At 63.6% G+C, this 20,438-nt stretch carries 20 protein-coding genes; 2 read left to right on the top strand and 18 right to left on the bottom strand.

Translation table 11 applies throughout. The features are described from left to right. Nucleotides 1–12: 12 nt before the first annotated feature. Genes V7Q53_RS01530 through V7Q53_RS01485 form a run of 10 tightly spaced genes read right to left on the bottom strand, consistent with a single transcriptional unit; the run spans nt 13 to nt 12,894 of the window. Nucleotides 13–561, bottom strand: coding sequence for a DUF2478 domain-containing protein (locus tag V7Q53_RS01530; protein WP_333826601.1), 549 nt, complete (start codon nt 559–561; stop codon nt 13–15). Nucleotides 562–572: 11 nt separating this feature from the next. Beyond that, nucleotides 573–1,853, bottom strand: a complete 1,281-nt coding sequence (locus tag V7Q53_RS01525) for a molybdopterin molybdotransferase MoeA (protein ID WP_333826600.1) — start codon at nt 1,851–1,853, stop codon at nt 573–575. After that, nucleotides 1,850–1,975, bottom strand: a complete 126-nt coding sequence (locus V7Q53_RS01520; protein WP_333826599.1) for a hypothetical protein — start codon at nt 1,973–1,975, stop codon at nt 1,850–1,852. Before V7Q53_RS01520 ends, V7Q53_RS01525 begins: the two co-directional genes overlap by 4 nt. Continuing rightward, nucleotides 1,965–2,531 carry a hemerythrin domain-containing protein gene (locus V7Q53_RS01515; protein WP_333826598.1) on the bottom strand — a complete coding sequence of 189 codons (567 nt, stop codon included), beginning with the start codon at nt 2,529–2,531 and terminating at the stop codon, nt 1,965–1,967. The genes V7Q53_RS01520 and V7Q53_RS01515 overlap by 11 nt, the downstream gene beginning before the upstream one ends. Nucleotides 2,532–2,550: 19 nt before the next feature. Further along, nucleotides 2,551–3,345: a peptidylprolyl isomerase gene (locus V7Q53_RS01510; protein ID WP_333826597.1), complete on the bottom strand. Its 795-nt coding sequence runs from the start codon at nt 3,343–3,345 to the stop codon at nt 2,551–2,553. Between the two features lie 5 nt (nt 3,346–3,350). Beyond that, nucleotides 3,351–4,139: a respiratory nitrate reductase subunit gamma gene (gene narI, locus V7Q53_RS01505; protein WP_333826596.1), complete on the bottom strand. Its 789-nt coding sequence runs from the start codon at nt 4,137–4,139 to the stop codon at nt 3,351–3,353. Between the two features lie 11 nt (nt 4,140–4,150). Further along, nucleotides 4,151–4,861 carry a nitrate reductase molybdenum cofactor assembly chaperone gene (gene narJ / locus V7Q53_RS01500; protein WP_333826685.1) on the bottom strand — a complete coding sequence of 237 codons (711 nt, stop codon included), beginning with the start codon at nt 4,859–4,861 and terminating at the stop codon, nt 4,151–4,153. Nucleotides 4,862–4,863: 2 nt separating this feature from the next. Continuing rightward, a complete protein-coding gene (gene narH, locus V7Q53_RS01495; protein WP_333826595.1) occupies nt 4,864–6,390 on the bottom strand; it encodes a nitrate reductase subunit beta in 1,527 nt (508 codons plus the stop codon). After that, nucleotides 6,387–10,133, bottom strand: a complete 3,747-nt coding sequence (locus V7Q53_RS01490) for a nitrate reductase subunit alpha (RefSeq protein WP_333826594.1) — start codon at nt 10,131–10,133, stop codon at nt 6,387–6,389. Before V7Q53_RS01490 ends, narH begins: the two co-directional genes overlap by 4 nt. A gap of 37 nt (nt 10,134–10,170) precedes the next feature. Further along, the gene (locus V7Q53_RS01485) at nt 10,171–12,894 is read right to left on the bottom strand and encodes a nitrate/nitrite transporter (protein ID WP_333826593.1); all 2,724 of its coding nucleotides are present in this window, start codon (nt 12,892–12,894) and stop codon (nt 10,171–10,173) included. A gap of 249 nt (nt 12,895–13,143) precedes the next feature. On the opposite strand from V7Q53_RS01485, the gene V7Q53_RS01480 reads away from it, so the two are divergent. Beyond that, complete coding sequence (locus V7Q53_RS01480) at nt 13,144–13,842, top strand: cyclic nucleotide-binding domain-containing protein (RefSeq protein WP_333826592.1); 699 nt, start codon at nt 13,144–13,146, stop codon at nt 13,840–13,842. A gap of 5 nt (nt 13,843–13,847) precedes the next feature. On the opposite strand, the gene V7Q53_RS01475 is transcribed toward V7Q53_RS01480, so the two are convergent. From V7Q53_RS01475 to V7Q53_RS01440, 8 genes are read right to left on the bottom strand one after another with little or no spacing between them, the layout of a single operon-like run. Beyond that, nucleotides 13,848–14,513 (bottom strand): NnrU family protein, encoded by a 666-nt coding sequence (locus tag V7Q53_RS01475; RefSeq protein ID WP_333826591.1) that lies wholly within the window; start codon nt 14,511–14,513, stop codon nt 13,848–13,850. Nucleotides 14,514–14,525: 12 nt separating this feature from the next. Continuing rightward, nucleotides 14,526–15,734, bottom strand: a complete 1,209-nt coding sequence (locus V7Q53_RS01470) for an NnrS family protein (protein WP_333826590.1) — start codon at nt 15,732–15,734, stop codon at nt 14,526–14,528. A gap of 21 nt (nt 15,735–15,755) precedes the next feature. Further along, nucleotides 15,756–16,667 carry a ubiquinone anaerobic biosynthesis protein UbiV gene (gene ubiV, locus V7Q53_RS01465; RefSeq protein WP_333826589.1) on the bottom strand — a complete coding sequence of 304 codons (912 nt, stop codon included), beginning with the start codon at nt 16,665–16,667 and terminating at the stop codon, nt 15,756–15,758. Between the two features lie 4 nt (nt 16,668–16,671). Next, nucleotides 16,672–17,670, bottom strand: a complete 999-nt coding sequence (ubiU, locus tag V7Q53_RS01460; RefSeq protein ID WP_333826588.1) for a ubiquinone anaerobic biosynthesis protein UbiU — start codon at nt 17,668–17,670, stop codon at nt 16,672–16,674. Then, nucleotides 17,667–18,197: a ubiquinone anaerobic biosynthesis accessory factor UbiT gene (gene ubiT, locus V7Q53_RS01455; RefSeq protein ID WP_333826587.1), complete on the bottom strand. Its 531-nt coding sequence runs from the start codon at nt 18,195–18,197 to the stop codon at nt 17,667–17,669. Before ubiT ends, ubiU begins: the two co-directional genes overlap by 4 nt. Continuing rightward, nucleotides 18,194–18,892, bottom strand: a complete 699-nt coding sequence (locus V7Q53_RS01450) for a 5-formyltetrahydrofolate cyclo-ligase (RefSeq protein ID WP_333826586.1) — start codon at nt 18,890–18,892, stop codon at nt 18,194–18,196. Before V7Q53_RS01450 ends, ubiT begins: the two co-directional genes overlap by 4 nt. After that, on the bottom strand, nt 18,876–19,382 hold the full coding sequence (locus tag V7Q53_RS01445; RefSeq protein WP_333826585.1) for a hemerythrin domain-containing protein: 507 nt from the start codon (nt 19,380–19,382) through the stop codon (nt 18,876–18,878). Before V7Q53_RS01445 ends, V7Q53_RS01450 begins: the two co-directional genes overlap by 17 nt. A 15-nt stretch (nt 19,383–19,397) precedes the next feature. Next, complete coding sequence (locus tag V7Q53_RS01440; RefSeq protein WP_333826584.1) at nt 19,398–19,859, bottom strand: group III truncated hemoglobin; 462 nt, start codon at nt 19,857–19,859, stop codon at nt 19,398–19,400. 76 nt (nt 19,860–19,935) lie between these two features. On the opposite strand from V7Q53_RS01440, the gene V7Q53_RS01435 reads away from it, so the two are divergent. Continuing rightward, nucleotides 19,936–20,352 carry an Rrf2 family transcriptional regulator gene (locus V7Q53_RS01435; protein WP_333826583.1) on the top strand — a complete coding sequence of 139 codons (417 nt, stop codon included), beginning with the start codon at nt 19,936–19,938 and terminating at the stop codon, nt 20,350–20,352. Nucleotides 20,353–20,438 lie beyond the last annotated feature (86 nt).

Below are 20,438 nucleotides of genomic sequence, written 5' to 3'. Positions count from 1 at the left end.
GGGATAGACGGCTCACGCCTCCTTCCGGCGCCGGGCTTGGGCAGGTGCTGCACTTTGCGCGCCAGATATGCCGTTGAGCCAGGTTTCCAGGGCACTGGGTTCAGGCGGCAAGGTAACTGCCAGCCCTTCAGAAAACGCCTGAAAAGCGGGCAGGTTCAGCGCATTCACGCCTGTGATGACCGGCACGCCGAGGGAGAGTGCCTCGGCGATCGCCGCCCGAAAACCACGTCCCTCCGCTTCGTGCTTGCCGAATTTGTTGACGATAAGCACATCTGCGCCACCGTTCAGGCTGGCCGAGACCAGACCGACGGCTGTTTCCAGTGCCGCCGGATCCAGCCTGCAACCCCGCGCGGACGGGCCGAGATTCTGACTGATGCGCAGCACGGGCCCATCGGGCAGCACCCGGACATCCATGTCACAAGGTCCGGCATCATCGCGTTCAGAGTTGATCTGAACCGTGCCGCAGCAGCGTATGCCGCGCTTTGCAAGGCTCTCGGCCAGCCGGAGCAGGATGAGGTCGGTGTCGCCCCGTCCGGGTGCCATGATATAGGCAAGATTCATCTGGCTGTTCCTCAGTTTTGACAAAAGGGCTGGAATTCGAGCAGCGCACCGGCGGCAAGAAACCCGGCATCGGCAGGCAGGAAGATGAGGCCGTCCGCTTCCGCCAGACAGCGGACATGGGCCGAATGGGTGGCTGACTCAAACGCAACCACCTCCCGCCCCTGCGGATCGATGCCCGTGCAGATGGCCGGGCGCAGCTCACACCGCCCGGGTTTTCTGGCGATGTCCTGAGCGGCGACAACAAGCCGCCGTGGCGCGCTGTCACCTGCCTCGCCGGTCAGCCTTCTGACCAGCGCCGTCCCGAAAACCTGCCAGGTGATGAAGGCCGAAAGCGGATTGCCGGGAAGGCCAAGCCAGGCCGCCCCCCCGACGCGCCCGAACGACACAGGCTTGCCGGGCTTGATCGCAACCCCGCTGAAATGAATGTCGGCCCCCATGGCCAGCAGCGCCGGTTTCACGTGGTCTTCTTCCCCCACCGATATCCCGCCGGTGGTGATCACGAGATCTGCACCGCCTGCCATTCGGGCAATCTGCAGCAACAACCCCTCCGCGCTGTCGACACCGTGCTCAAAGGCGACAAGATCGATGTCAGGCCGGGTCAGCGCGGCGGCCAGCATGGGCGTGTTCACATCCCAGATCTGGGCCTTTGCCCGGGTGGCGCCAGCCTGACGCACCTCATCGCCCGTCACCAGCAGGGCAACGCGCAGGCGCCTGCGGACCCGGACAATGCCAGCACCGGCAGCGGCACACACGGCAATCTGGCGTGGCCCCAGCCGCTGACCCTGCGCCAGAGCGGTCATGCCTGCGGCCATCTCGCTTCCCGCCCGGCGGATGTTCAGGCCCGGCCCGGGGCGATGGCGCATCCGGATGGTCGTGCCGGTCCGTTCAACGTCTTCCTGCATCACAACGGCATCCGCCCCTGCCGGGATCGGCGCCCCGGTGAAAATCCGGGTGGCCTGCAGACCGGACAGCGGGCACAATGCGGCCTGCCCCGCCGGAACCCGTGCATTGATATCCAGCGTCCAGGGGCCCTTGCCTGCCAGCGCCGAAGTTACGACAGCGTAGCCATCCATTGCGGCGTTATCGAAAGGCGGGGTCATGCAGACGGATCTGACCGGGTGCGCAAGGATGCGGCCCAGTGCATGGCCAAGCGGGATATCTTCGGCCTCGTCAACAGCAGCCGTCCGGTCAGCGATCAGGGCGAGCGCCACGTCGATGCTGATCAGTGTCCTGACAGTATCACGCCGGTCGCAGCCGCAGCCCTGTGTTGCGATGGGTTGAAACATGGTCATTGCGCCGCCTCCGTATTGATCTGGCCGGGGCCGGTACGCCAATCAACATCGCGCAGGCGAACAATTGCCCCGTTTGTTGCAGGGCCAGCGTCCTGATGACGCGTCAGAAGATCATTGAGCATCCGTTGTCTCCGGAATAAAAAGCAGCCCCCGCCGTATCCGCATGTGCTGCGACAGTATTTGCAGGTCACTTTGCGTCAGGCGGACGCGGGCAAGTGGCAGCAGGATGGCGTTCTCGGCCGCCAGCTGGTGACGGACATGGCCGGCGAAGCGCATCAGCATCGTGGCCTCCCCGAGTGACAGGTCAGCACCGGCATCGAGGCAGCGGGCAAGGGCGGCGCGCAGGCGTGGCAGCAAGCGGTTGACCGCGTCGTGGTCAATCCTGATCCGGGTGATCGTGCAGTCGATCGCATCTTCAGTCGTGCAACGACAAAGAAGAAGCGGGAACAGATCCTCAACCATGTCGCGGATGTGCAGGCACAACTCCCCGAGGAAGTGCAGCACCGTCCGCGCAGCCTTGAGGTCAAGCGAGGCCGAGGCCGCAAGCCCGTCCATCACCGCGCAGATCTGCCGTTCGCGCAGGTGTTCTTCGCGGATGAAGACCAGCGGGGCCGCAAGCAGCGCGGGGTCAGTCGGGAAAAGACCGCTCCCGCGCCGCATTGGCTCTGACTGTTTCATGGCCCGCCCTTTCGCGCATTCAGATCGGCGCAAGGCTGGCGCCGGTGATCTGCGCGCCCTTGGCAAGTGTCTCGATGAAGTCACGCGAGGCGCGCGCCCAGGCTGCCTTTTCCAGCGCCTGCGCGATCTTGGGGCGCACGGTTTCATAGGGCAGCACCTGTCCCGGCGCCGTCGCGTTCAGCCGGATGATGTGCCAGCCGTGCCGCGACAACACCGGGGTGGGGGTTATTTTACCTTCCTCAAGCGTGCGCAGGGCGGCCTCAAACTCCGGCACGGTATCGCCCGGGCCAAGCTGCCCCAGATGCCCGCCCGCCGCCTTTGACCCGCAGTCGCTTTCGCGGGCGGCAAGCGCAAACCCCTTGGCATCGCCGCCCAGCCGGGCAAGCACGGCCTCGGCGCGTGCGCTCGCCATTGCGCGCTCTGCGTCGTCGCGCGGATCGCAGGCGCACAGGATATGCGACACATCCCACAAAGGCGATGAGCGGTAGCGGTCCGGCCCCTTGGCCCATTCAGTGCGAATGACCTCTTCTGTCACCGGGGCAATGGTCAGCGCCGCGTCAAGGAGGGCGCGGATCAGCGCTTCGTCCTCGGTCTCGACCCGGCCGGGCGCGAGTTCCTCCGGCTCTGCCTCAAGCGCACGGGCCCGCGCCTCCTGCAGCAACAAGGCGCGGATCGCCAGCGCCTGCGCTGCCTTGCGCCAGGCAATACCGGGCTTGTCCTTGGGCGCGCTGTGATTCTGGGCCTCGGCGGCAATGGCCGCCGAGGGGATGGTCTCATGGTTCACGACGACATCGGGGAAAAGGGCCATGTTCATTGCGCTCACTCCGCCGGTGTCGGGGTTGCTGTCGTGACTGTGGGGCCGGGTTTGCCCTGCCGCGCGTCATGGGCGCGGCGCCGTTCTTCCAGCGGACGCCTGCGGCGCGAGCGTACGATCTGATAGCCCGGACGCAGCGTGACATAGCGGATCGGCACCGAAAGCATGTGCACCAACCGGGTAAAGGGGAATGCGGCCACGATCACCATGCCAAGGAAGATGTGCAGCTTGTAAAGCCAGTGGACATCCACCACCTCAAGCCATGCATTGATCTGCAGGCCCATCACGCTTTGCGACCAGGTCATGAACTGCACCATCTTGGAGCCGTCCATATGGCCCAGTGTCAGCACGATCGTGCCCATGCCCACCACGATCTGCAGCCAGAGCGCCGCGAGAATGGCGATATCGGCAAAGCTGGAATTGACCCTGATGCGGGTATCGAACAAGCGGCGATGCAACAGCATCGACGCGCCCACAAAGGCCGCCGCGCCCGCCACGCCGCCAAGGATCACCGCCACCCATTGCTTGAAGCCGTAGCTGATACCCAGGGCATCCAGCACCCATACCGGCGTGAACAGGCCGATCAGATGGCCGAAGAACAGCACGATGATGCCGACGTGGAACAGAACCGACCCCCACATCAGCTGTTTGCGGCGCAAAAGCTGGCTGGATGAGGTTTTCCAGGTGAACGGGTCGCGTTCATAGCGCGCGATGGTGCCGACCAGCGCCACGGCAAGCACCGCGTAGGGCATGATGCCGAAGATCAGGAAGTTGATATCGAAATTACCGAACATGATGTCTACTCCTATTCAGCGGCTTGCGACGGTGCGGGTGCAGGGGTGAGCGGCCGGTCCATGGTGGCCAGCATGTCGCGCACCTGCGGGCATCCGGCATTCGGATCGGGGCCGAAGGTGACTTCGGTTTCTTCCCACACCGCATCGAGGGCGGTAAGGTCGGTCGGGTCGTCGTCAGGCAGGGCCAGCATCCCGGCCACGGCCTCGGCGTCGGCCTGAGCGCCTGCCAGTTGGGAAAGTGCCGCGAAGGCGCTCGCATATGCGCTTTCGCGCCGCACCAGCCGGGTGTCGAGCGTATCAAAAATATGCGCCGCATCCGCCAGTATTTCCTGAACCTCTGCCGGTGGACGCGTCGACAGGAATTCCAGCAGCACCGGCAGATGGTCCGGCAGCTCAGAGGTGGCGGGCTCGAACCCGCCTGTACGGTAGGTTTCGATCAGGCTGACCATCGCGCCGCCCCGGTCCCGGCTTTCGCCGTGGACATGCTCGAACAGGTTGAGCGAAAGCGTGCGCGAGCGGTCAAAGAGCATGACATAGCTCTCCTGCAGATCATACAGATCGCCCTGCCCCAGCCCCTCAGTGAGCGCGCGCAGGGCGTCCCGCGTCGCGGGGGACAGGCGTTGATCGGCGCTGAACACCGCGCCGATTTCCGGCATGGCCTCCTGATGCTCGCCCGTCGGATAGCTCAGGATCAGCGACAATGCCTTGAGTGTGCGGTCCATCATCAGAATGACTCCAGTGGCAGGGCAAAGCTTTTCTTCTTGCCGCCGAACATGCTGGTCTTGCCGGTGTCGCCGCTGGAACAGCCGTTGCCATCGGTGAACCCGCAGCCGCCGCGAATGTCGGCGCCTTCCTCGTTCTGTTCGCGGTGCGCGGTGGGGATGGCGAAGCGGTCCTCGTAATCGGCAATCGCCATGATCTTGTACATATCCTCGATCATCCGGCCTGACATGCCGACGCGCGCGGCGATGCCCTCGTCGCGCACGCCATCCACCGTCAGCGCCCGCATATAGAGGCGCATCGCCGACATACGCTCCAGCGCGTGAACGATGGGTTCCTCGTCGCCCGCCGTCAGCATGTTGGCCAGATACTGCACCGGAATGCGCAGGGACCGCACATCGGGCATCTGATCGCTCATCGCGATCTGCCCTGCCTGTGCGGCGTTCTGGATCGGCGACAGCGGCGGGATGTACCAGACCATCGGCAGGGTGCGGTATTCGGGGTGCAGCGGGAAGGCCACCTTCCACTCCATCGCCATCTTCCAGATCGGGCTGACCTTGGCGGATTCGATCCAGTCCTCGGGGATACCGTCGCGGCGAGCGGCGGCAATCACCTCGGGGTCGTTGGGATCAAGGAACACGTCAAGCTGCGCGCCGTAGAGGTCGGTTTCGCGCTCGGAACTGGCAGCCGCCTCGATCTTGTCGGCGTCATAGAGGATCACGCCCAGATAGCGGATGCGCCCCACGCAGGTTTCCGAACAGACCGTTGGCTGGCCGGACTCAATACGCGGATAGCAGAAGGTGCATTTCTCGGATTTGCCGCTTTCCCAGTTGTAGTAGATTTTCTTGTAGGGACAGCCCGAAATGCACATCCGCCAGCCCCGGCATTTCTCCTGATCGATCAGCACGATGCCATCTTCCTCGCGCTTGTAGATCGCGCCCGAGGGGCAGGCGGCCGAGCAGGTCGGGTTGAGGCAATGTTCGCACAGGCGCGGCAGATACATCATGAAGGTATTTTCATACTCTCCATAGATCTGCTTCTGAATATTCTCGAAATTATAGTCCTGTGAGCGTTTCGAGAATTCGCCGCCGAGGATTTCTTCCCAGTTCGGCCCCTTCTCGATTTTCTCCATCCGCTCGCCGGTGATCTTGGACCGGGGGCGCGCGGTGGGGAAATGGTCCATGTCGGGGGCCGATTTCAGGTGGTCATAGTCGAAATCGAACGGCTCGTAATAATCGTCGATCTCGGGCAGGTCGGGGTTGGCGAACAGGTTCGCCAGAATGCGCCATTTGCTGCCCTGTTTGGGGTGCAACTTGCCTGACTTTGAGCGCGCCCAGCCGCCGTTCCAGCGTTTCTGGTTCTCCCAGTCGGTGGGATAGCCGGTGCCGGGCTTGGTTTCGACGTTGTTGAACCACGCGTATTCAACGCCCTCGCGGGAGGTCCAGACATTCTTGCAGGTGACCGAGCAGGTGTGACACCCGATGCATTTGTCGAGGTTCAGAACCTTGCCGATTTGCGCACGTACTTTCATTCCGCTGCCTCCACTTTCCGGGTTGCGGGCTGATCAAGCCAGTCGATGTTTTTCATCTTGCGGACGATGACGAACTCATCGCGGTTCGAGCCGACGGTGCCGTAATAGTTGAACCCGTAACTGAGCTGCGCATAACCGCCGATCATATGCGTGGGCTTGAGCGTGGTGCGCGTGACCGAGTTATGGATACCACCGCGATGCCCGGTCTTTTCCGACCCGGGCGTGTTCACGATTTTCTCCTGCGCGTGATACATGAACAGCGTGCCCTGCTTGATGCGCTGCGACACCACCACCCGCGCGGTCAGCGCGCCGTTGATGTTGTAGGCTTCCACCCAGTCGTTATCGACAAGGCCTGCCTTGGCTGCGTCGATTTCAGACATCCAGACGACCGGCCCGCCCCTGTTCAGCGTCAGCATCAGCAGGTTGTCGGTATAGGTCGAATGGATACCCCATTTCTGGTGCGGCGTGATGAAGTTCAGCACCACATGCGGGCTACCCTCAGCCGCGTCGTTGTTGACGGCCTTGGTGATGGTTTTCAGGTCCACCGGCGGGCGGTAGCTGACGAAGCCTTCGCCAAAGGCACGCATCCACAGGTGATCCTGATAGAGCTGCTGGCGGCCCGTCAGGGTGCGCCAGGGGATCAGTTCATGCACATTGGTATAGCCCGCGTTATAGCAGACCTCTTCGCTTTCAATCCCTGACCATGTGGGCGAGGAGATGATCTTGCGCGGCTGGGCGGCGATATCGCGGAAGCGGATTTTGGTGTGGTGCGCACCCTCGGCAAGATGGGCGTGATGGCGGCCCGTGGGTTTTTCCAGCTCCTGCCACGCCCTGACAGCCACTTCGCCGTTGGTTTCGGGCGCCAGCATCAGGATCATCTCGCAGGCATCAATCGCGGTTTCCAGCTTCGCGTGGCCTTTCGAGACACCCTCATCCAGCACGACCCCGTTGAGATCGCGCAGGTGCTTCACCTCAACTTTCGTATCCCAGTTGATGCCCTTGCCGCCGTTGCCCAGCTTTTCCAGCAGCGGGCCGACCGAGGTGAACTTCTTGTAAAGGTTAGGATAATCCCGCTCGACCGCAATGTAGTTCGGCGCCGTTTTTCCGGGGATCAGATCGCACTCGCCCTTCTTCCAGTCGCGGACATGCGCCTGCGCCAGCTCGCCCGGTGTGTCGTGGAGCAGCGGCAGTTGGACGATATCGGTCTCCACCCCCAGCACCTCGGGCGCGACTTCCGAGAATTTCCGGGCGATCGACTTGAAGATCTCCCAGTCGGATTTCGACTCATACGCCGGGTTCACCGCCGCCTGAAGCGGGTGGATGAACGGGTGCATATCGGATGTATTCAGATCGTCCTTCTCATACCAGCTGGCCGTGGGCAGCACGATATCGGAATAGACGCAGGTGGTGGACATGCGGAAGTCGATGGTTACCAAAAGGTCAAGCTTGCCCTTCGGCGCCTCGTCATGCCAGACGGCCTCAACCGGCATCACGCCGCCTTCCTCGCCCAGATCCTTGCCCATTACCCCGTGATCGGTTCCCAGCAGGTGCTTGAGGAAGTATTCATGCCCCTTGCCGGATGACCCCAGCAGGTTGGAGCGCCAGACGAAAAGGTTGCGCGGCCAGTTTTCCGGCGCATCCGGGTCTTCGCACGACATCTTAAGAGCGCCGGATTTCAGCTGTTCGGCGACATAGGCAGGAATGTCCTTTCCAGCCGCTTTGGCGGCCTTCGCCACCTCAAGCGGGTTGGTTTTCAATTGGGGCGCGGAGGGCAGCCAGCCCATCCGCTCGGCACGGATGTTGTAGTCGATCAGGGAAATATCCCAGTCGCCTTCGGGCGCGGTCGGCGACAGAATCTCGCCTGCGCTCAGCGTCTCGTAGCGCCACTGGTCGGTGTGGGCATACCAGGCGGAGGTTGAATTCATCTGCCGTGGCGGGCGGCTCCAGTCCAGCGCAAAGGCCAGCGGCTGCCAGCCGGTCTGCGGGCGCAGTTTTTCCTGCCCCACATAATGCGACCAGCCGCCCCCCTCCTGCCCGATGCAACCGCACATCACCAGCATGTTGATGATGCCGCGATAGGCCATGTCCATGTGGTACCAGTGGTTCAGCCCGGCACCGAGGATGACCATGGATTTGCCATGGGTCTTTTCCGCATTGCCCGCAAACTCCCGTGCCACCGCGATGATCTTCTCACGCTCCACGCCGGTGATCTTTTCAGCCCATGCGGGGGTGTACGGGCTGTCGTCGTTGAAATCCTTCGACACCCATTCGCCGCCCAGACCCCGGTCAAGGCCATAATTGGCGCAGAACAGGTCGAACACCGTGGCGACCAGCGCCTCCTTGCCGTCGGCCAGCGTGACACGCCGGGCGGGGATGTTGCGGGTCAGCACCTCGGGGTGGTCGCATTTCACGAAATCACCCGTTGCGGCCCCGCCAAAATAGGGGAAGTCGACCCCAACCACCGCGTCGTGATCACCGTCAAGGATCTGGCTCAGGCGCAGCTTAGCCTCAGCGCCCTTCGCACGCTCTTCAAGGTTCCACTTGCCCGCTTCGCCCCAGCGAAAGCCGATGGAGCCATTGGGCACCACGACCTGCCCGCTGGCCTCGTCATAGGCCACGGTTTTCCAGTCCGGGTTGTTGGTCTCACCCAGCTTGCCGTCAAAATCCTCAGCGCGCAGCATCCGGCCCGGCACAAGGTGGCCGTCCTTTTCATCCAGACGCACCAACATCGGCATGTCGGTGTATTTGCGGGCGTAATCCTCGAAATAGGGGGCCTGCCGGTCAAGGTGATACTCGCGCAGGATGACATGGCCCATCGCCATCGCCAGCGCCGCATCGGTGCCCGCCTGCGGGTTCAGCCAGATATCGCCGAACTTGGCGGCCTCGGAATAGTCGGGGCTGACCACGGCGGATTTGGTGCCGCGATAGCGCACCTCGGTATAGAAATGCGCGTCCGGCGTGCGGGTCTGCGGCACGTTCGAGCCCCAGAGCATCAGGAAGCCCGCGTTGTACCAGTCAGCGCTTTCCGGCACATCGGTCTGCTCGCCCCACGTCTGCGGGCTGGCGGGGGGAAGGTCACAATACCAGTCGTAGAAGGACATGCAGGTGCCGCCCAGAAGCGACAGGTAACGCGACCCGGCGGCGTAGCTGACCATCGACATGGCGGGGATCGGCGAGAAGCCGAACACCCGGTCGGGGCCCCAGACCTTGGCGGTATAGGCGTTGGCGGCGGCGATGATCTCGGTCGCCTCATCCCATGTGGCGCGTACGAAACCACCCTTGCCACGGGTTGTGGTATAAGACGCGCGCAAGGCCGGATTGTTCTGGATCGCCGCCCAGGCGGCAACCGGCGTCATTGTTTCGCGCATCTGGCGCCATGCGCGCATCAAAGCGCCCCGGATCAGCGGGTTCTTCACGCGGTTGGCGGAATAGAGATACCAGCTGTAAGACGCGCCCCGCGCACAACCACGCGGCTCATGGTTGGGCAGGCCTGCGCGGGTGCGCGGATAGTCGGTCTGCTGCGTCTCCCACGTCACGATGCCGGATTTGACATAGATCTTCCATGAACAGGAGCCGGTGCAGTTCACCCCATGGGTGGACCGCACGACCTTGTCATGGCGCCAGCGGTTTCTGTAGGTGTCCTCCCAGTCGCGGTTCTCGTTGGTGGTCTGGCCCCAACCGTCCGAGAAGGTCTCCAGCTCCTTGCTCTGGAAGAAGTTCAGTCTGTCGAGCAGATGGCTCATCTTGCTTTCCTTTCGAGTGTCTGGAAATTCGGTTGGGTCATTGTGCGGGCTGGGTTGAAGCGAGCGGTGCCGCGCGGGCATGCTCAATGTCATGCAGCAACCCGCCGGGGCGCGTGTAGACGAGCCATGTGATGGCGAGGCAAAGGACGTAGAAGGCGAGGAACAGCCACAGCGCGCCGATGGGGCTGCCGGTCATGGCGATGGAGGAGCCATAGGCCTTGGGGATGAAGAACCCGCCATAGGCCCCGATGGCGCTGGTGAAAGCGACAATCCCGCCCGATTCCATGGCGATCTGGCGCGCGCGCTCGGTTCCGGTCAGATGGGGCATGAGACGCGGAACCTCCTTGCCCATGATCACCGGGATCATCTGGAAGGTTGACGCGTTGCCGACGCCGGTGAAGAAGAACAGCGCCATGAAGCCCGCGAAGAACCCGGCAAAGCTGCCCGCCTGCAGTGACAGGATCACCGCGAGGACCGAGGCGATCATGCCCACGAACACCCAGAAGGTGACGCGCCCGCCGCCGAACCTGTCAGACACCCAGCCGGTGCCCGCGCGGCTCAGCGCACCCACCAGCGGCCCGAGGAAGACGAATTGCAGCGCGTTGATCTCAGGAAACGCGATCCGGCTGAGGAGCGGGAAGCCCGCCGAATAGCCGATGAAGCTGCCAAAGGTGCCGATATAGAGAACGCACATCAGCCAGTTGTGCGAGCGCCCGAAGATCACCGATTGCTGGGCAAAGCTGGCCCTGGCATCGGCAATATCGTTCATGCCCCACCATGCCGCGATGGTAGCCGCAAGAATGAACGGCACCCAGATAAAGCCTGCGTTCTGCATCCAGAGCTGGCCGCCGTCGGGCAGTTCCTGCGGCGCACCGCCCATGGCGCCGAATACGCTGAGCGTGATGACCAGCGGCACCAGAAACTGCATGACGCTGACGCCAAGGTTGCCAAGACCGGCATTCAGTGCCAGCGCATTGCCCTTTTCGGATTTCGGGAAGAAGTAACCGATATTGGCCATGCTTGACGCAAAGTTGGCCCCGCCCAGCCCGCACAGCAGCGCCAGCACAAGGAAGATGAAATACGGGGTTTCAGGGTTCTGCACGGCATAGCCGATGCCGATGGCGGGCAGCAGCAGCGAGGCGGTCGAAAGCGTTGTCCAGAGCCGCCCGCCAAAGATCGGCACCATGAAGCCATAGAAGATCCGCAGGGTCGCCCCCGAGAGGGCTGGCAGGGCGGCGAGCCAGAAAAGCTGTTCCGGCGCAAAGGCAAAGCCGATCGCAGGCAGGCGCGCCACGACCATTGACCAGACCATCCAGACCGAAAAGGCCAGCAGCAGCGCCGGGATCGAGATCCAGAGGTTGCGGCGGGCGACGGCATGGCCTTTCTCCGCCCAGAACTGCGCGTCTTCCGGCCGCCAATCCTCGATCACGCGCGGCATCAGGGTGCGGTCGGGGTGATGGATGGCCTGCATCTCGGGCAGTTGCGGCAGTTGGTCGAGCGCATCGCCATGCGCCGCACGTTCCATCGCGCGGACGGAAAGGTGCATCCAGCTCAAGGCAATGGCGACCAGCACGAAAAGCAGCGCGAAGCAGGAGGTATAGATGCCGGTCAGATCCAGCAGCGCGCCGAACGCGATGGGCAGCGCGAACCCGCCAAGCCCGCCGATCATGCCGACAAGGCCACCCACCGCACCGACATGGCGCGGATAATAGACCGGGATGTGCTTGAACACGGCGGCCTTGCCAAGGCTCATGAAGAAGCCAAGCGCGAACAGCACGGCTATGAAGGGCCACAGACCCATGCTGGTCGAAAACGCGATCGGGCCGTCCTTGCCCTGAATAATGTAATCGGTGGGCGGATAGGACAGCATGAACAGGAAGATCAGCGAAAAGCCGAAGGTCCAGTACATGACCGAGCGCGCGCCGAACTTGTCTGACAAGACGCCGCCATAGGCGCGAAATAGCGATGCCGACAGGCTGAACGACGCCGCCGCCATCCCCGCCGTGCGCACATCAATGCTGTAGACGTCGATCAGATAGTGCGGCATCCACAGCGCCAGCGCCACAAACGCACCGAAGACAAAGAAGTAATAGAGCGAGAAGCGCCAGACCTGCAGGTTTTTGAGCGGCGCAAACTGCTGGGCCAACGACGGTGCCTTCGCCCCGGTCTTGCGCCGCTCGACCAGCTCGGGGTCGTCCTTGGCCAGAAGGAAAAACAGCACACCGATGATCGCCAGCCCCGCCGCCCAGACATAGGCCACGCCGTGCCAGCCAAAGGCGACCATGATGAAGGGGGCGACAAACTTGGTAACCGCCGCGCCGACGTTCCCGGCACCAAAAATGCCAAGGGCGGTGCCCTGCTGCCCGGCGTCATACCAGCGGCTGACATAGGCGACACCGATGATGAAAGACCCGCCCGCAAGCCCGATGCCAAGGGCTGCGATCAGATACATGACATAGGTGTCGGCCAGCGTCAGCGCCCAGGTGGCGAGCGCGGTCAGGATCATCTGCGCCGAGAAGACGATGCGCCCGCCGTATTTCTCGGTCCAGACACCAAGGAACAGGCGGGTGATGGAACCCGTCAGAATGGGCGTGGCCACCAGCAGGCCGAACTGGGTGTCACTCAGACCCAGCTCTGCCTTGATGGCGACACCGATGATGGAAAAGATCGTCCAGACCGCGAAACAGGCGGTGAAGGCGATGGTGCTCAGGCTCAGGGCGCGCGTCTGATCGGCGTGCGAGGCGGTGGCTACGGTCTGCATGGCAGGGCTCCGGCAGGAAATGGCATGTGCAACCCCGAGCGGGGATCAGTGCCATACCTGCTGTCAGCGCCGCGCGGATTGTTTGATCTAGATCAGGCTGAGGAATAAATCTTAATGAAATAAATGGCTTAGCGAAATTTATCATCCCTTCGATGCTGTTTCCTCAAGGGATATGGCTGTGCAGATCAGCCCTATGCTTGATAATTATCAAATGCTACCCTGCACCCGTCAGCAGGTATCGGAGAGATCATGCCCGAGTCAGAGTACCCGGAAATCCGCAAGCTCGACCTTTTCGCGCGCATGGCGGATGACCAGTTCCGTGCGCTCATGCGTGGCGCCTATCTGCAGAATTTCCCACCGCAGATTGAAATGATAACCGAAGGGGAGCCGAGCGATTTTCTGCACGTCGTGCTTTCCGGATCGGTCGATCTGTTTGCGCAATGGAATGGCCGGGAGACCAGCATGGCCACTGTGCGGCCGGTTTCGACCTTCATTCTGGCGGCCACGATCAACGACGCCCCCTACCTGATGTCGGCGCGGACGCTGGAGAAAAGCCGCATCGTGCTTATCCCCAGTCAGGACGTGCGCGCCATTTTCGCCGTCGATGCCAACTTTGCCCGCGCGATCGTCACCGAACTTGCGCAGTGCTACCGCTCCGTCGTCAAGTCACAGAAGAATCTCAAGCTCAGAACCTCGCTTGAGCGGCTGGCGAACTACCTTCTGCGGCAGCAGTTGCGCCGGGGCGCAGGGGCAACTTTTGAGCTCGATTTCGAGAAGCGTCGCCTCGCCTCGGTGCTCGGCATGACGCCTGAAAACCTGAGCAGGGCTTTCAAGGGCCTTGGTCCCTACGGGGTGGCCGTGCATGGCACGCGCATCACCATCGGCAATCAGGCCGAACTGGAGCGTTTCGCCAAGCCCAATCCGCTGATCGATGATCACGCATCCTGAAACCCTCAGGGCAGCGGGCTGACCCCGACCAGGAACGGGTGCAGCCAGATCAGCACCGCATAGAGGGCCACACCCGCTGACAGCCGCAGCATATGAACCGCAGAGACTGAGGACGAAAACAGCGGAGCGCGCGCGACGGCCAACCGCAAACGGTGCCATTCTGCCCCCATCTCGCGTTTCTTGCGGCGGTCGATGAGCCGCCCGCCAATACCCGCGAAGACCGCAAAGGTGCCAAACAGGACCCCATGCGCCAGATCCCCGTTCGGCACGACATGGGCTGCGGACCAGAGCGCCAGCGCCAGAAGCAGCGGGTGCCGTGCCCACCGGACAATCCCCGGGTGCATCGGATCAAACCGCGCATTGCGCGCACCGCCGAAGGAAAACGGGTTTGGCCGCGCGATGGAAAGCGCAAGGATCAGGCAGACCGGCAGCATCATGGTCAGCGGGACATACACCTGCCACGCCGCCCAATCCCACAGCGGGACATGGGGCGCGCGCCCGGCGGCGGCGATCAGCCAGGCCAGCACGGCAAGCGACAGCGCGGAATAGGCCAGCGTGAAGCCGCCCCTCCCCAGTCGCCGCTGCAACCAAGGCCGAAGCGGCGGACGCACGGGCAGCGAATGCGACAGGAAGAAAACCACATAGGCAATGATGAACCCGGACCAGGCCATGAAACCCGCCCCTCAGACGCTCTTGCCCGCAGGCATGCGCAGCAGAAGAGCGCCATAGATCACGGCAAACGCGCCAAACGCCATGATCCACCCGATGCCTGCGATCATATGCAGTACCCCCGAGAATTCAGTCCAGAGTCCCGCCGCGACCCGTGCGAGAACCGCCACGACAAAGACGCAGTAGATCGCAACCGTTCCCGGCCCGGCGGTCAGCGCCTGCCCGGTATGGCCCAGCGTGGCCCGTGTCATCACCGCCAGCGTCATCAGCCCGATCGCGCCCGCCATCCACAGATGCTGCGCGCCCGAGGTGCCGAAGGTGCCCGGCGCAAGGATCTCTGCCGCAAGCGCGAGTGCGCCGAGGGGTAGAAAGGCATAACCCACATGCAGCACCGTCACCAATGGCTCGGCCAGTGTCCGGTGGCCCGCCCAGCGGGCGAGGCGCAGGAGGTGCAAGACCCCGGCCAGCGCCAGCGCCGCCCCCGTCACCGCGCTCAGCGGAAGCGCGACCCAAAGCAGAAGCGCTGCACCCAGCACGACCAGCGCCAGCTTGTCGAACGTCTGCATCGGCGGCGCTGGCAATGCCCCCTGGTGCTGCTTGACCAGCCAGTTCCGGGTGAAAGACGGCACGACGCGCCCGCCGATCACCGCGATCATCATGATCCCGGCACCAAGGCCAAGCCTGAGCCCCGCACCCTGTGCGGCATAGGCTCCTTGGGCGGCTTCCCAGTGAAACAGGCCGTTGCCCAGGATGAAAACCGCCAGCATGCCCAGCACGATCAGGTTGCGCCAGTTCCTGCCCGCGACAATTTCGCGCGCGAGGACGAGCGCCAGCACCGCAAGGAAGGACAGATCAACCGCTGCCACCACCCCGGCAGGCAACCCGGCAGAGACAGCAACAGCCAGCCGACCCGCCAGCCAGACAAGCGACAGCGCCCCCAGCCGCCAGCCGACGATGGGCAGGCGCCCGGTCCAGTTCGGCACAGCCGTCAGCAAAAACCCGGCCACAACCGCACCCAGATAGCCATAGAGGAATTCATGCGCGTGCCAGCTGACCGGATCAAACGCTGTCGGCAATGCCACATGCCCTGAAAGCATCGGCACCCAGAGCGCCATTGCGAAGGCGGCCCAGACCGCCGCCCCGAAAAAGAACGGCCGGAACCCATAGGTCAGGATCGCGGGGCCGGTCCAGGCGCGCATCTGTTGGGCTGTTGTCGCGGTCATCTTTGTATCTTTCTGTGGGCTTCATGCCGGTGCGGCACTGGCAATCCGGCGATATCCGGCCTGCCCATGGTAGAACCCGTTGCTGAAACCCGTGCCCGCGCAAAGGCTGTGCAGGCGCGCTTCGGCCTCAGTCACCGGCAGCTGGCCGTCAAGCACCGCGCGGAACAGATGGGCCACGCCCACCATATCCACATCCTGCGGCATGATCCGCAGATGCGTCACGCCATCGCCCACCAGCCGCCCCGTTTCAGGCAGGAGGTTAACATAGCTTTCAGATTGTGTCTGAATGCCGTTCACCCGCAGGATCGGCGCATCGTCGCGGGTGCGCAGCGGCATGCCGTCGGGGTCTTCCTCGCAGACGAACTGGCAGTTGTCCTTGGTACGGCCATGGGCGCGCGCGTGATAGCAGCGCGCCGAGACCGCCAGCGAGACGCGGCCGAACACCTGCACCTCCACCCCCAGCCCCAGTGCGCGCGCGGCCTGCGTGGCGATGGCTATGGCGGGGCCGGGAAGCTCCGGCGGCAGGCTGACATGGGTCGCCCCCTGCCCTGCCATCCAGGCAATCGTCGCCTCGTTATAGGCGTTCATGAAGGGGCCAATCCGGTGCGGGCGGGTGCCACGGGCATAAAGCCCGGCGGCATTGTTGATCTCGATCCCGGGCGCGTCCATCGCGGCGATATCCCCGGTTGCCTTGCGCTCGCGTTTCAGCATCACCTCGGCCAGCGTGGACAACACGACCGTTTTGCCCGCGCGTTCCAGCCGCTCGATGGTTTCAGGCAAGTCGCGCTCATGGAACGGCGCGCGCTTGGAGCAGATCACTTCGCCCAGATAGACCTCATCGACCGGGGCCTCATCGGCAATGCGGGCGTAGAAATCGCGGCGTTTGTCGGCAGACCAGTGATAGACGATGGGCCCCAGTGTCAGTTTTGTCATGCTCTCACCGCCATTTCTTCGTCTCGAACGCGCCCTGCGTCTGTTTCTGCCCCTCGGTCAGGGCGATCAGATCGGCGATATTGGCCGCGCGCCCGGCGCGGATATCATCGACCGCCTGCCGGAAGGCTGACACCACATTGCGGACATAGCTTTTTGACCGCTGCCGCCCCTCGATCTTGAAGGCATGCACGCCCGCGTCGATCAGCTCGGGCAACAGGCGCGACAGGTTCAGGCTGACCGGCTCTTCAAACGCATAATAGCCCTCAGGACGGTTCGGTGCGATGTAGCGGCCCTTGCAGATGGTGGGATAGCCCGCCATTTCCCCGGCCTCAAAACGGTCGATGGTGAAGCCCGCAAGGCGCGATGACATCGATCCATCGGCATCGCGGGTGTATTCCACGTCTGAGGCAGGGGAACACACGCCATCCATATTGGTCGATTGCCCGGTCAGGTAGTTGGTCAGGCTGCACCGCCCCTCCACCATCAGGCCATGGTTGCCGAAGATGAAAGTTTCGATCTCGCAGGGGATCTCACGCCGGATATGCCGGATCTCGGGGATCGTCAGGATACGCGGCAGGACCACGCGCTTTACCCCGAAATGCGCGCAATAATACCGGATCGCCTCGGGCGACGAGGCCGCCGCCTGCACCGACAGATGCAGCCGAGCCTGAGGATAGGTGCGCGCGATGTAATCGGCCACACCCATATCGGCCACGATGAACGCATCAACGCCAAAGCGCGCGCCCAGATCGGCGGCCTGCCGCCAGAGGTCCACCTTGCCTGCGGGCGGATAGGTGTTGAGCGCCAGCAACACCTTGCTGCCCTTGGCGTGGGCATAGGCGACAGCCCCGGCCAGTTCATCGGGGGTGAAGTTGAGGCCGGGAAAGTTGCGCGCGTTGGTCGCATCCTGAAACCCGCAATAAACGGCATCGGCACCGGCATCGACGGCGGTGCGCAGGGCGGCGGGGGTGCCCGCCGGGCAGATCAGTTCAGCCAGGCTCATCGGGGGGCCGGTCCTTTCTGTGATGTGGCATAGCTGCGGCGCAGACGCGCGAGAATGGCGCGACCGGGGGCACCAAACATTTCGGCGGCATCCTCGGCAACCGAGCCCTCGACATCGTCAAGCGCGTTGCGCAAACGCACCACCGCCTCGGTATCGCCGGAGACCTCAAGATCGCGCGAGAAAAAGGCGGCATCGCCGTCTTCCTCTGAATCGACCAGTTCCAGCAGCAGCATGAAGCGGCCCCGGATCACCGCGCCCGCCTGCGGCGCGGCATCGCGCGGCACGGCGCGGAATATCAGCGCCTGTGGGTCTGGGCGCAGATGAAGGGCAAAGGGAAGCTCCACCGGGTCGATCAGAAAATCGGTGCCCTGATGCGGGCCAAGACGCGCGAACAGCGACGGGTGCCGCAGGGCCATGCGCCGCACGACGCGCGACAGGACCGGCTGCGCCATGGCGCAGGCCAGACGCGCAGCCACGGCGGCGCCGGGCAACGGGGCTTGCGGTGTCATGCGAATTTCGGTGCTCATGACCGGGCCGTCCTTTCGGCTGCAATTCCGCCCTCGGTCACGATCACATCGAGGGGGATATCATGGGGTTGGGGGAAGATCGTGGACAGGCGCGCAGCCGCAAGCGCGATGCCGATGGCCAGCGGGCGCGGGCTCAGCGCCGCCAGCGTGCGGTCGAAATATCCGCCGCCCCAGCCCAGCCGGTAACAGCCGCCATCCCATCCAAGGCAGGGCGCCAGTGTCATGTCGGGCACCAGCACCTCAGCCCCGGGCGGGGGGACCGGAATGTTCCAGTCGCCCCGGATCATGCGGGTTTCCGGCGTCCAGCGGCGAAAAACCAGCGGTGCCGCGCGGGTTTCCACCACCGGCAAGGCGATGGTGACGCCCGCGCGATGCAATTCCCCAAGAAGCGGGCGCAGGTCAGGCTCTCCCCTGATCGGCCAGTAGCCGGATACGACCGTCCCCTGCCCTGCCCCGCGCGCAGCCAGCACCCCTGCCAGATGCGCGCTGATCTCCACCGAGACCTGCGCCCGCCCGGTCTGGCCCAGACCCTCCCTCAGTCCGGCCAGCCGTATCCTTTCTGCCCGACGCCAACGCGCCACATCGCGCGCCTGTTCAGGATCAGTGCCGAGTGGGTCAAAATAATCCGGCGCCACCTCGCCCGCCATGCAGGGCGGTGAGGCGAAGCGACCGGGTCGGTCACTCTGTCCGCTCATTGCCCGCCCCCGCCACACTCCCGGGCTCGAACTGCGGAAACAGCACGTCATTCTCCAGACGCATATGCTCGGTCAGGTCCTCAACGAACCCGGCGATTCCTTCATACAGACGGGTCCAGGTTCCGCAGGCGCCCGCAGGTAATGTAAGGCCGCCGGTCAGACGCCGGATCTCGGCCACCTCAAGCGCATGACTGTCGTGATCGGCGCGCATCACGGCGATGGGGTTTTCAATGCCCGGGCCACCGCCTTTGCGGATAGCGGGAAAAAGGATCAGCTCCTCCTTCTTCATGTGCACTTCCATTTCGCCGATCATCCGGTGCAAGAGCCCGGACAGCCCCTTGGGCACACCGTCGCTGCCAGCATGCACGGATTCCACTTTTCCGGCCATCGCAGCAAGAACCGGCAGCTGCTCGCGGTGGCGCGCGTGGTAGCGTGCCTCGATGTAGCGGGTAAGTTCGGCAGCGTCATGAATCGGAGGGGTATCAGCCATCGGGATATCCTTTCGTCAGATAAGTGAGGGCACGGCACCGGGGGCGGCCTGCGCCTCCGCCACAGCGATTTGCAGGGAACGCGCGATCCGCTCGGCGCGCGCAATGACATGCGCTGCTCCTTCAGGAGTGCAGATCTCTTGCGCCGTCTCACGAAAGAGTTGCAGCCAGCGCGCGAAATGCGACGCGTTGATGGGAAGCGGCAGGTGCGCAGGCACCGGGCGACCATGATAGCGACCAGTCATCAGCGCCACCGAGGACCAGAAGGCCACCATCCGTTCAAGATGGGGTTCCCAGTCGGTGATGCGTGCTGCGAATACCGGGCCAAGGAGCGGGTCGCCACGGACCTTGCTGTAAAAGCCATGCACAAGGGCGCGCAGCACAGCGTCATCAAGCCCCGTCGCCGCCCCTATGGCCGCCGTAAGGTCAGGCCGGGCGGATGAGTCATCGGGCGAATTGCTGGGCGGTTTCATGATCATTTGTGTCATTTCTTGCTTGCGATCGAGGGTATGGTTGCTAATAGGTATTGTAAATGCCTATTCGAAAGCAGCGACAATGCGCCTCACCACCTTCACTGATTACGGATTGCGGATGCTGATGCGCATGGCCAGCGCGCCCGGGCGCGCCTTCTCAACCGCCGAACTGGCCGAGGAATTCGGACTGTCGCGCAACCATCTGGCCAAGATCATGCAACACCTCGCCCGTGCCGGTCTGATCGTGACCCGGCGTGGCGGCGGCGGCGGTGCCGCACTCGCCCGTCCGGCCAACGAGATCATGCTTGGTGCCGTTATCCGGTTACTGGAAGAGGGCCAGCCTCTGGTCGAATGTCTCGGCACAGGCAGCGGGGCCTGTGTGCTTGACGGCCGCTGTCGGCTCAAGGCGCGTCTGCGCGCCGCCGAAGCGGCATTTCTTGCTCACCTTGATCGCTCGACACTCGCCGATATTGCCCTGGACCCGTCTCCACAGTTCTGAACCGGCGCTTCCTGCCATCGCGGCGCGACTGAAAGACACCGTTGGCTGTGCTGATCTTGGCGATGTCAGGGGTCAGTCAAAAGGCG

Source organism: Pararhodobacter sp. (assembly GCF_036802785.1).
In the GTDB taxonomy this organism is placed as follows: Bacteria; Pseudomonadota; Alphaproteobacteria; order Rhodobacterales; family Rhodobacteraceae; genus Pararhodobacter.
Note: the sequence above shows the minus strand (reverse complement) of the source record. Positions and strands in the feature narration are given on the sequence as shown.

Excerpts from the sequence above, each read along its gene's own strand:
- narJ (WP_333826685.1), bottom strand. The coding sequence starts at position 4,861 with ATGGACCGCACACTCAAGGCATTGTCGCTGATCCTGAGCTATCCGACG.
- V7Q53_RS01445 (WP_333826585.1), bottom strand. The coding sequence starts at position 19,382 with ATGGCTGATACCCCTCCGATTCATGACGCTGCCGAACTTACCCGCTAC.
- V7Q53_RS01515 (WP_333826598.1), bottom strand. The coding sequence starts at position 2,531 with ATGAAACAGTCAGAGCCAATGCGGCGCGGGAGCGGTCTTTTCCCGACT.
- V7Q53_RS01485 (WP_333826593.1), bottom strand. The coding sequence starts at position 12,894 with ATGCAGACCGTAGCCACCGCCTCGCACGCCGATCAGACGCGCGCCCTG.
- V7Q53_RS01470 (WP_333826590.1), bottom strand. The coding sequence starts at position 15,734 with ATGACCGCGACAACAGCCCAACAGATGCGCGCCTGGACCGGCCCCGCG.
- ubiT (WP_333826587.1), bottom strand. The coding sequence starts at position 18,197 with ATGAGCACCGAAATTCGCATGACACCGCAAGCCCCGTTGCCCGGCGCC.
- V7Q53_RS01450 (WP_333826586.1), bottom strand. The coding sequence starts at position 18,892 with ATGAGCGGACAGAGTGACCGACCCGGTCGCTTCGCCTCACCGCCCTGC.
- V7Q53_RS01530 (WP_333826601.1), bottom strand. The coding sequence starts at position 561 with ATGAATCTTGCCTATATCATGGCACCCGGACGGGGCGACACCGACCTC.
- V7Q53_RS01480 (WP_333826592.1), top strand. The coding sequence starts at position 13,144 with ATGCCCGAGTCAGAGTACCCGGAAATCCGCAAGCTCGACCTTTTCGCG.
- V7Q53_RS01435 (WP_333826583.1), top strand. The coding sequence starts at position 19,936 with ATGCGCCTCACCACCTTCACTGATTACGGATTGCGGATGCTGATGCGC.
- V7Q53_RS01510 (WP_333826597.1), bottom strand. The coding sequence starts at position 3,345 with ATGAACATGGCCCTTTTCCCCGATGTCGTCGTGAACCATGAGACCATC.
- narH (WP_333826595.1), bottom strand. The coding sequence starts at position 6,390 with ATGAAAGTACGTGCGCAAATCGGCAAGGTTCTGAACCTCGACAAATGC.
- V7Q53_RS01440 (WP_333826584.1), bottom strand. The coding sequence starts at position 19,859 with ATGATCATGAAACCGCCCAGCAATTCGCCCGATGACTCATCCGCCCGG.
- ubiV (WP_333826589.1), bottom strand. The coding sequence starts at position 16,667 with ATGACAAAACTGACACTGGGGCCCATCGTCTATCACTGGTCTGCCGAC.
- V7Q53_RS01475 (WP_333826591.1), bottom strand. The coding sequence starts at position 14,513 with ATGGCCTGGTCCGGGTTCATCATTGCCTATGTGGTTTTCTTCCTGTCG.
- V7Q53_RS01520 (WP_333826599.1), bottom strand. The coding sequence starts at position 1,975 with ATGCTCAATGATCTTCTGACGCGTCATCAGGACGCTGGCCCTGCAACA.
- narI (WP_333826596.1), bottom strand. The coding sequence starts at position 4,139 with ATGTTCGGTAATTTCGATATCAACTTCCTGATCTTCGGCATCATGCCC.
- V7Q53_RS01490 (WP_333826594.1), bottom strand. The coding sequence starts at position 10,133 with ATGAGCCATCTGCTCGACAGACTGAACTTCTTCCAGAGCAAGGAGCTG.
- ubiU (WP_333826588.1), bottom strand. The coding sequence starts at position 17,670 with ATGAGCCTGGCTGAACTGATCTGCCCGGCGGGCACCCCCGCCGCCCTG.
- V7Q53_RS01525 (WP_333826600.1), bottom strand. The coding sequence starts at position 1,853 with ATGACCATGTTTCAACCCATCGCAACACAGGGCTGCGGCTGCGACCGG.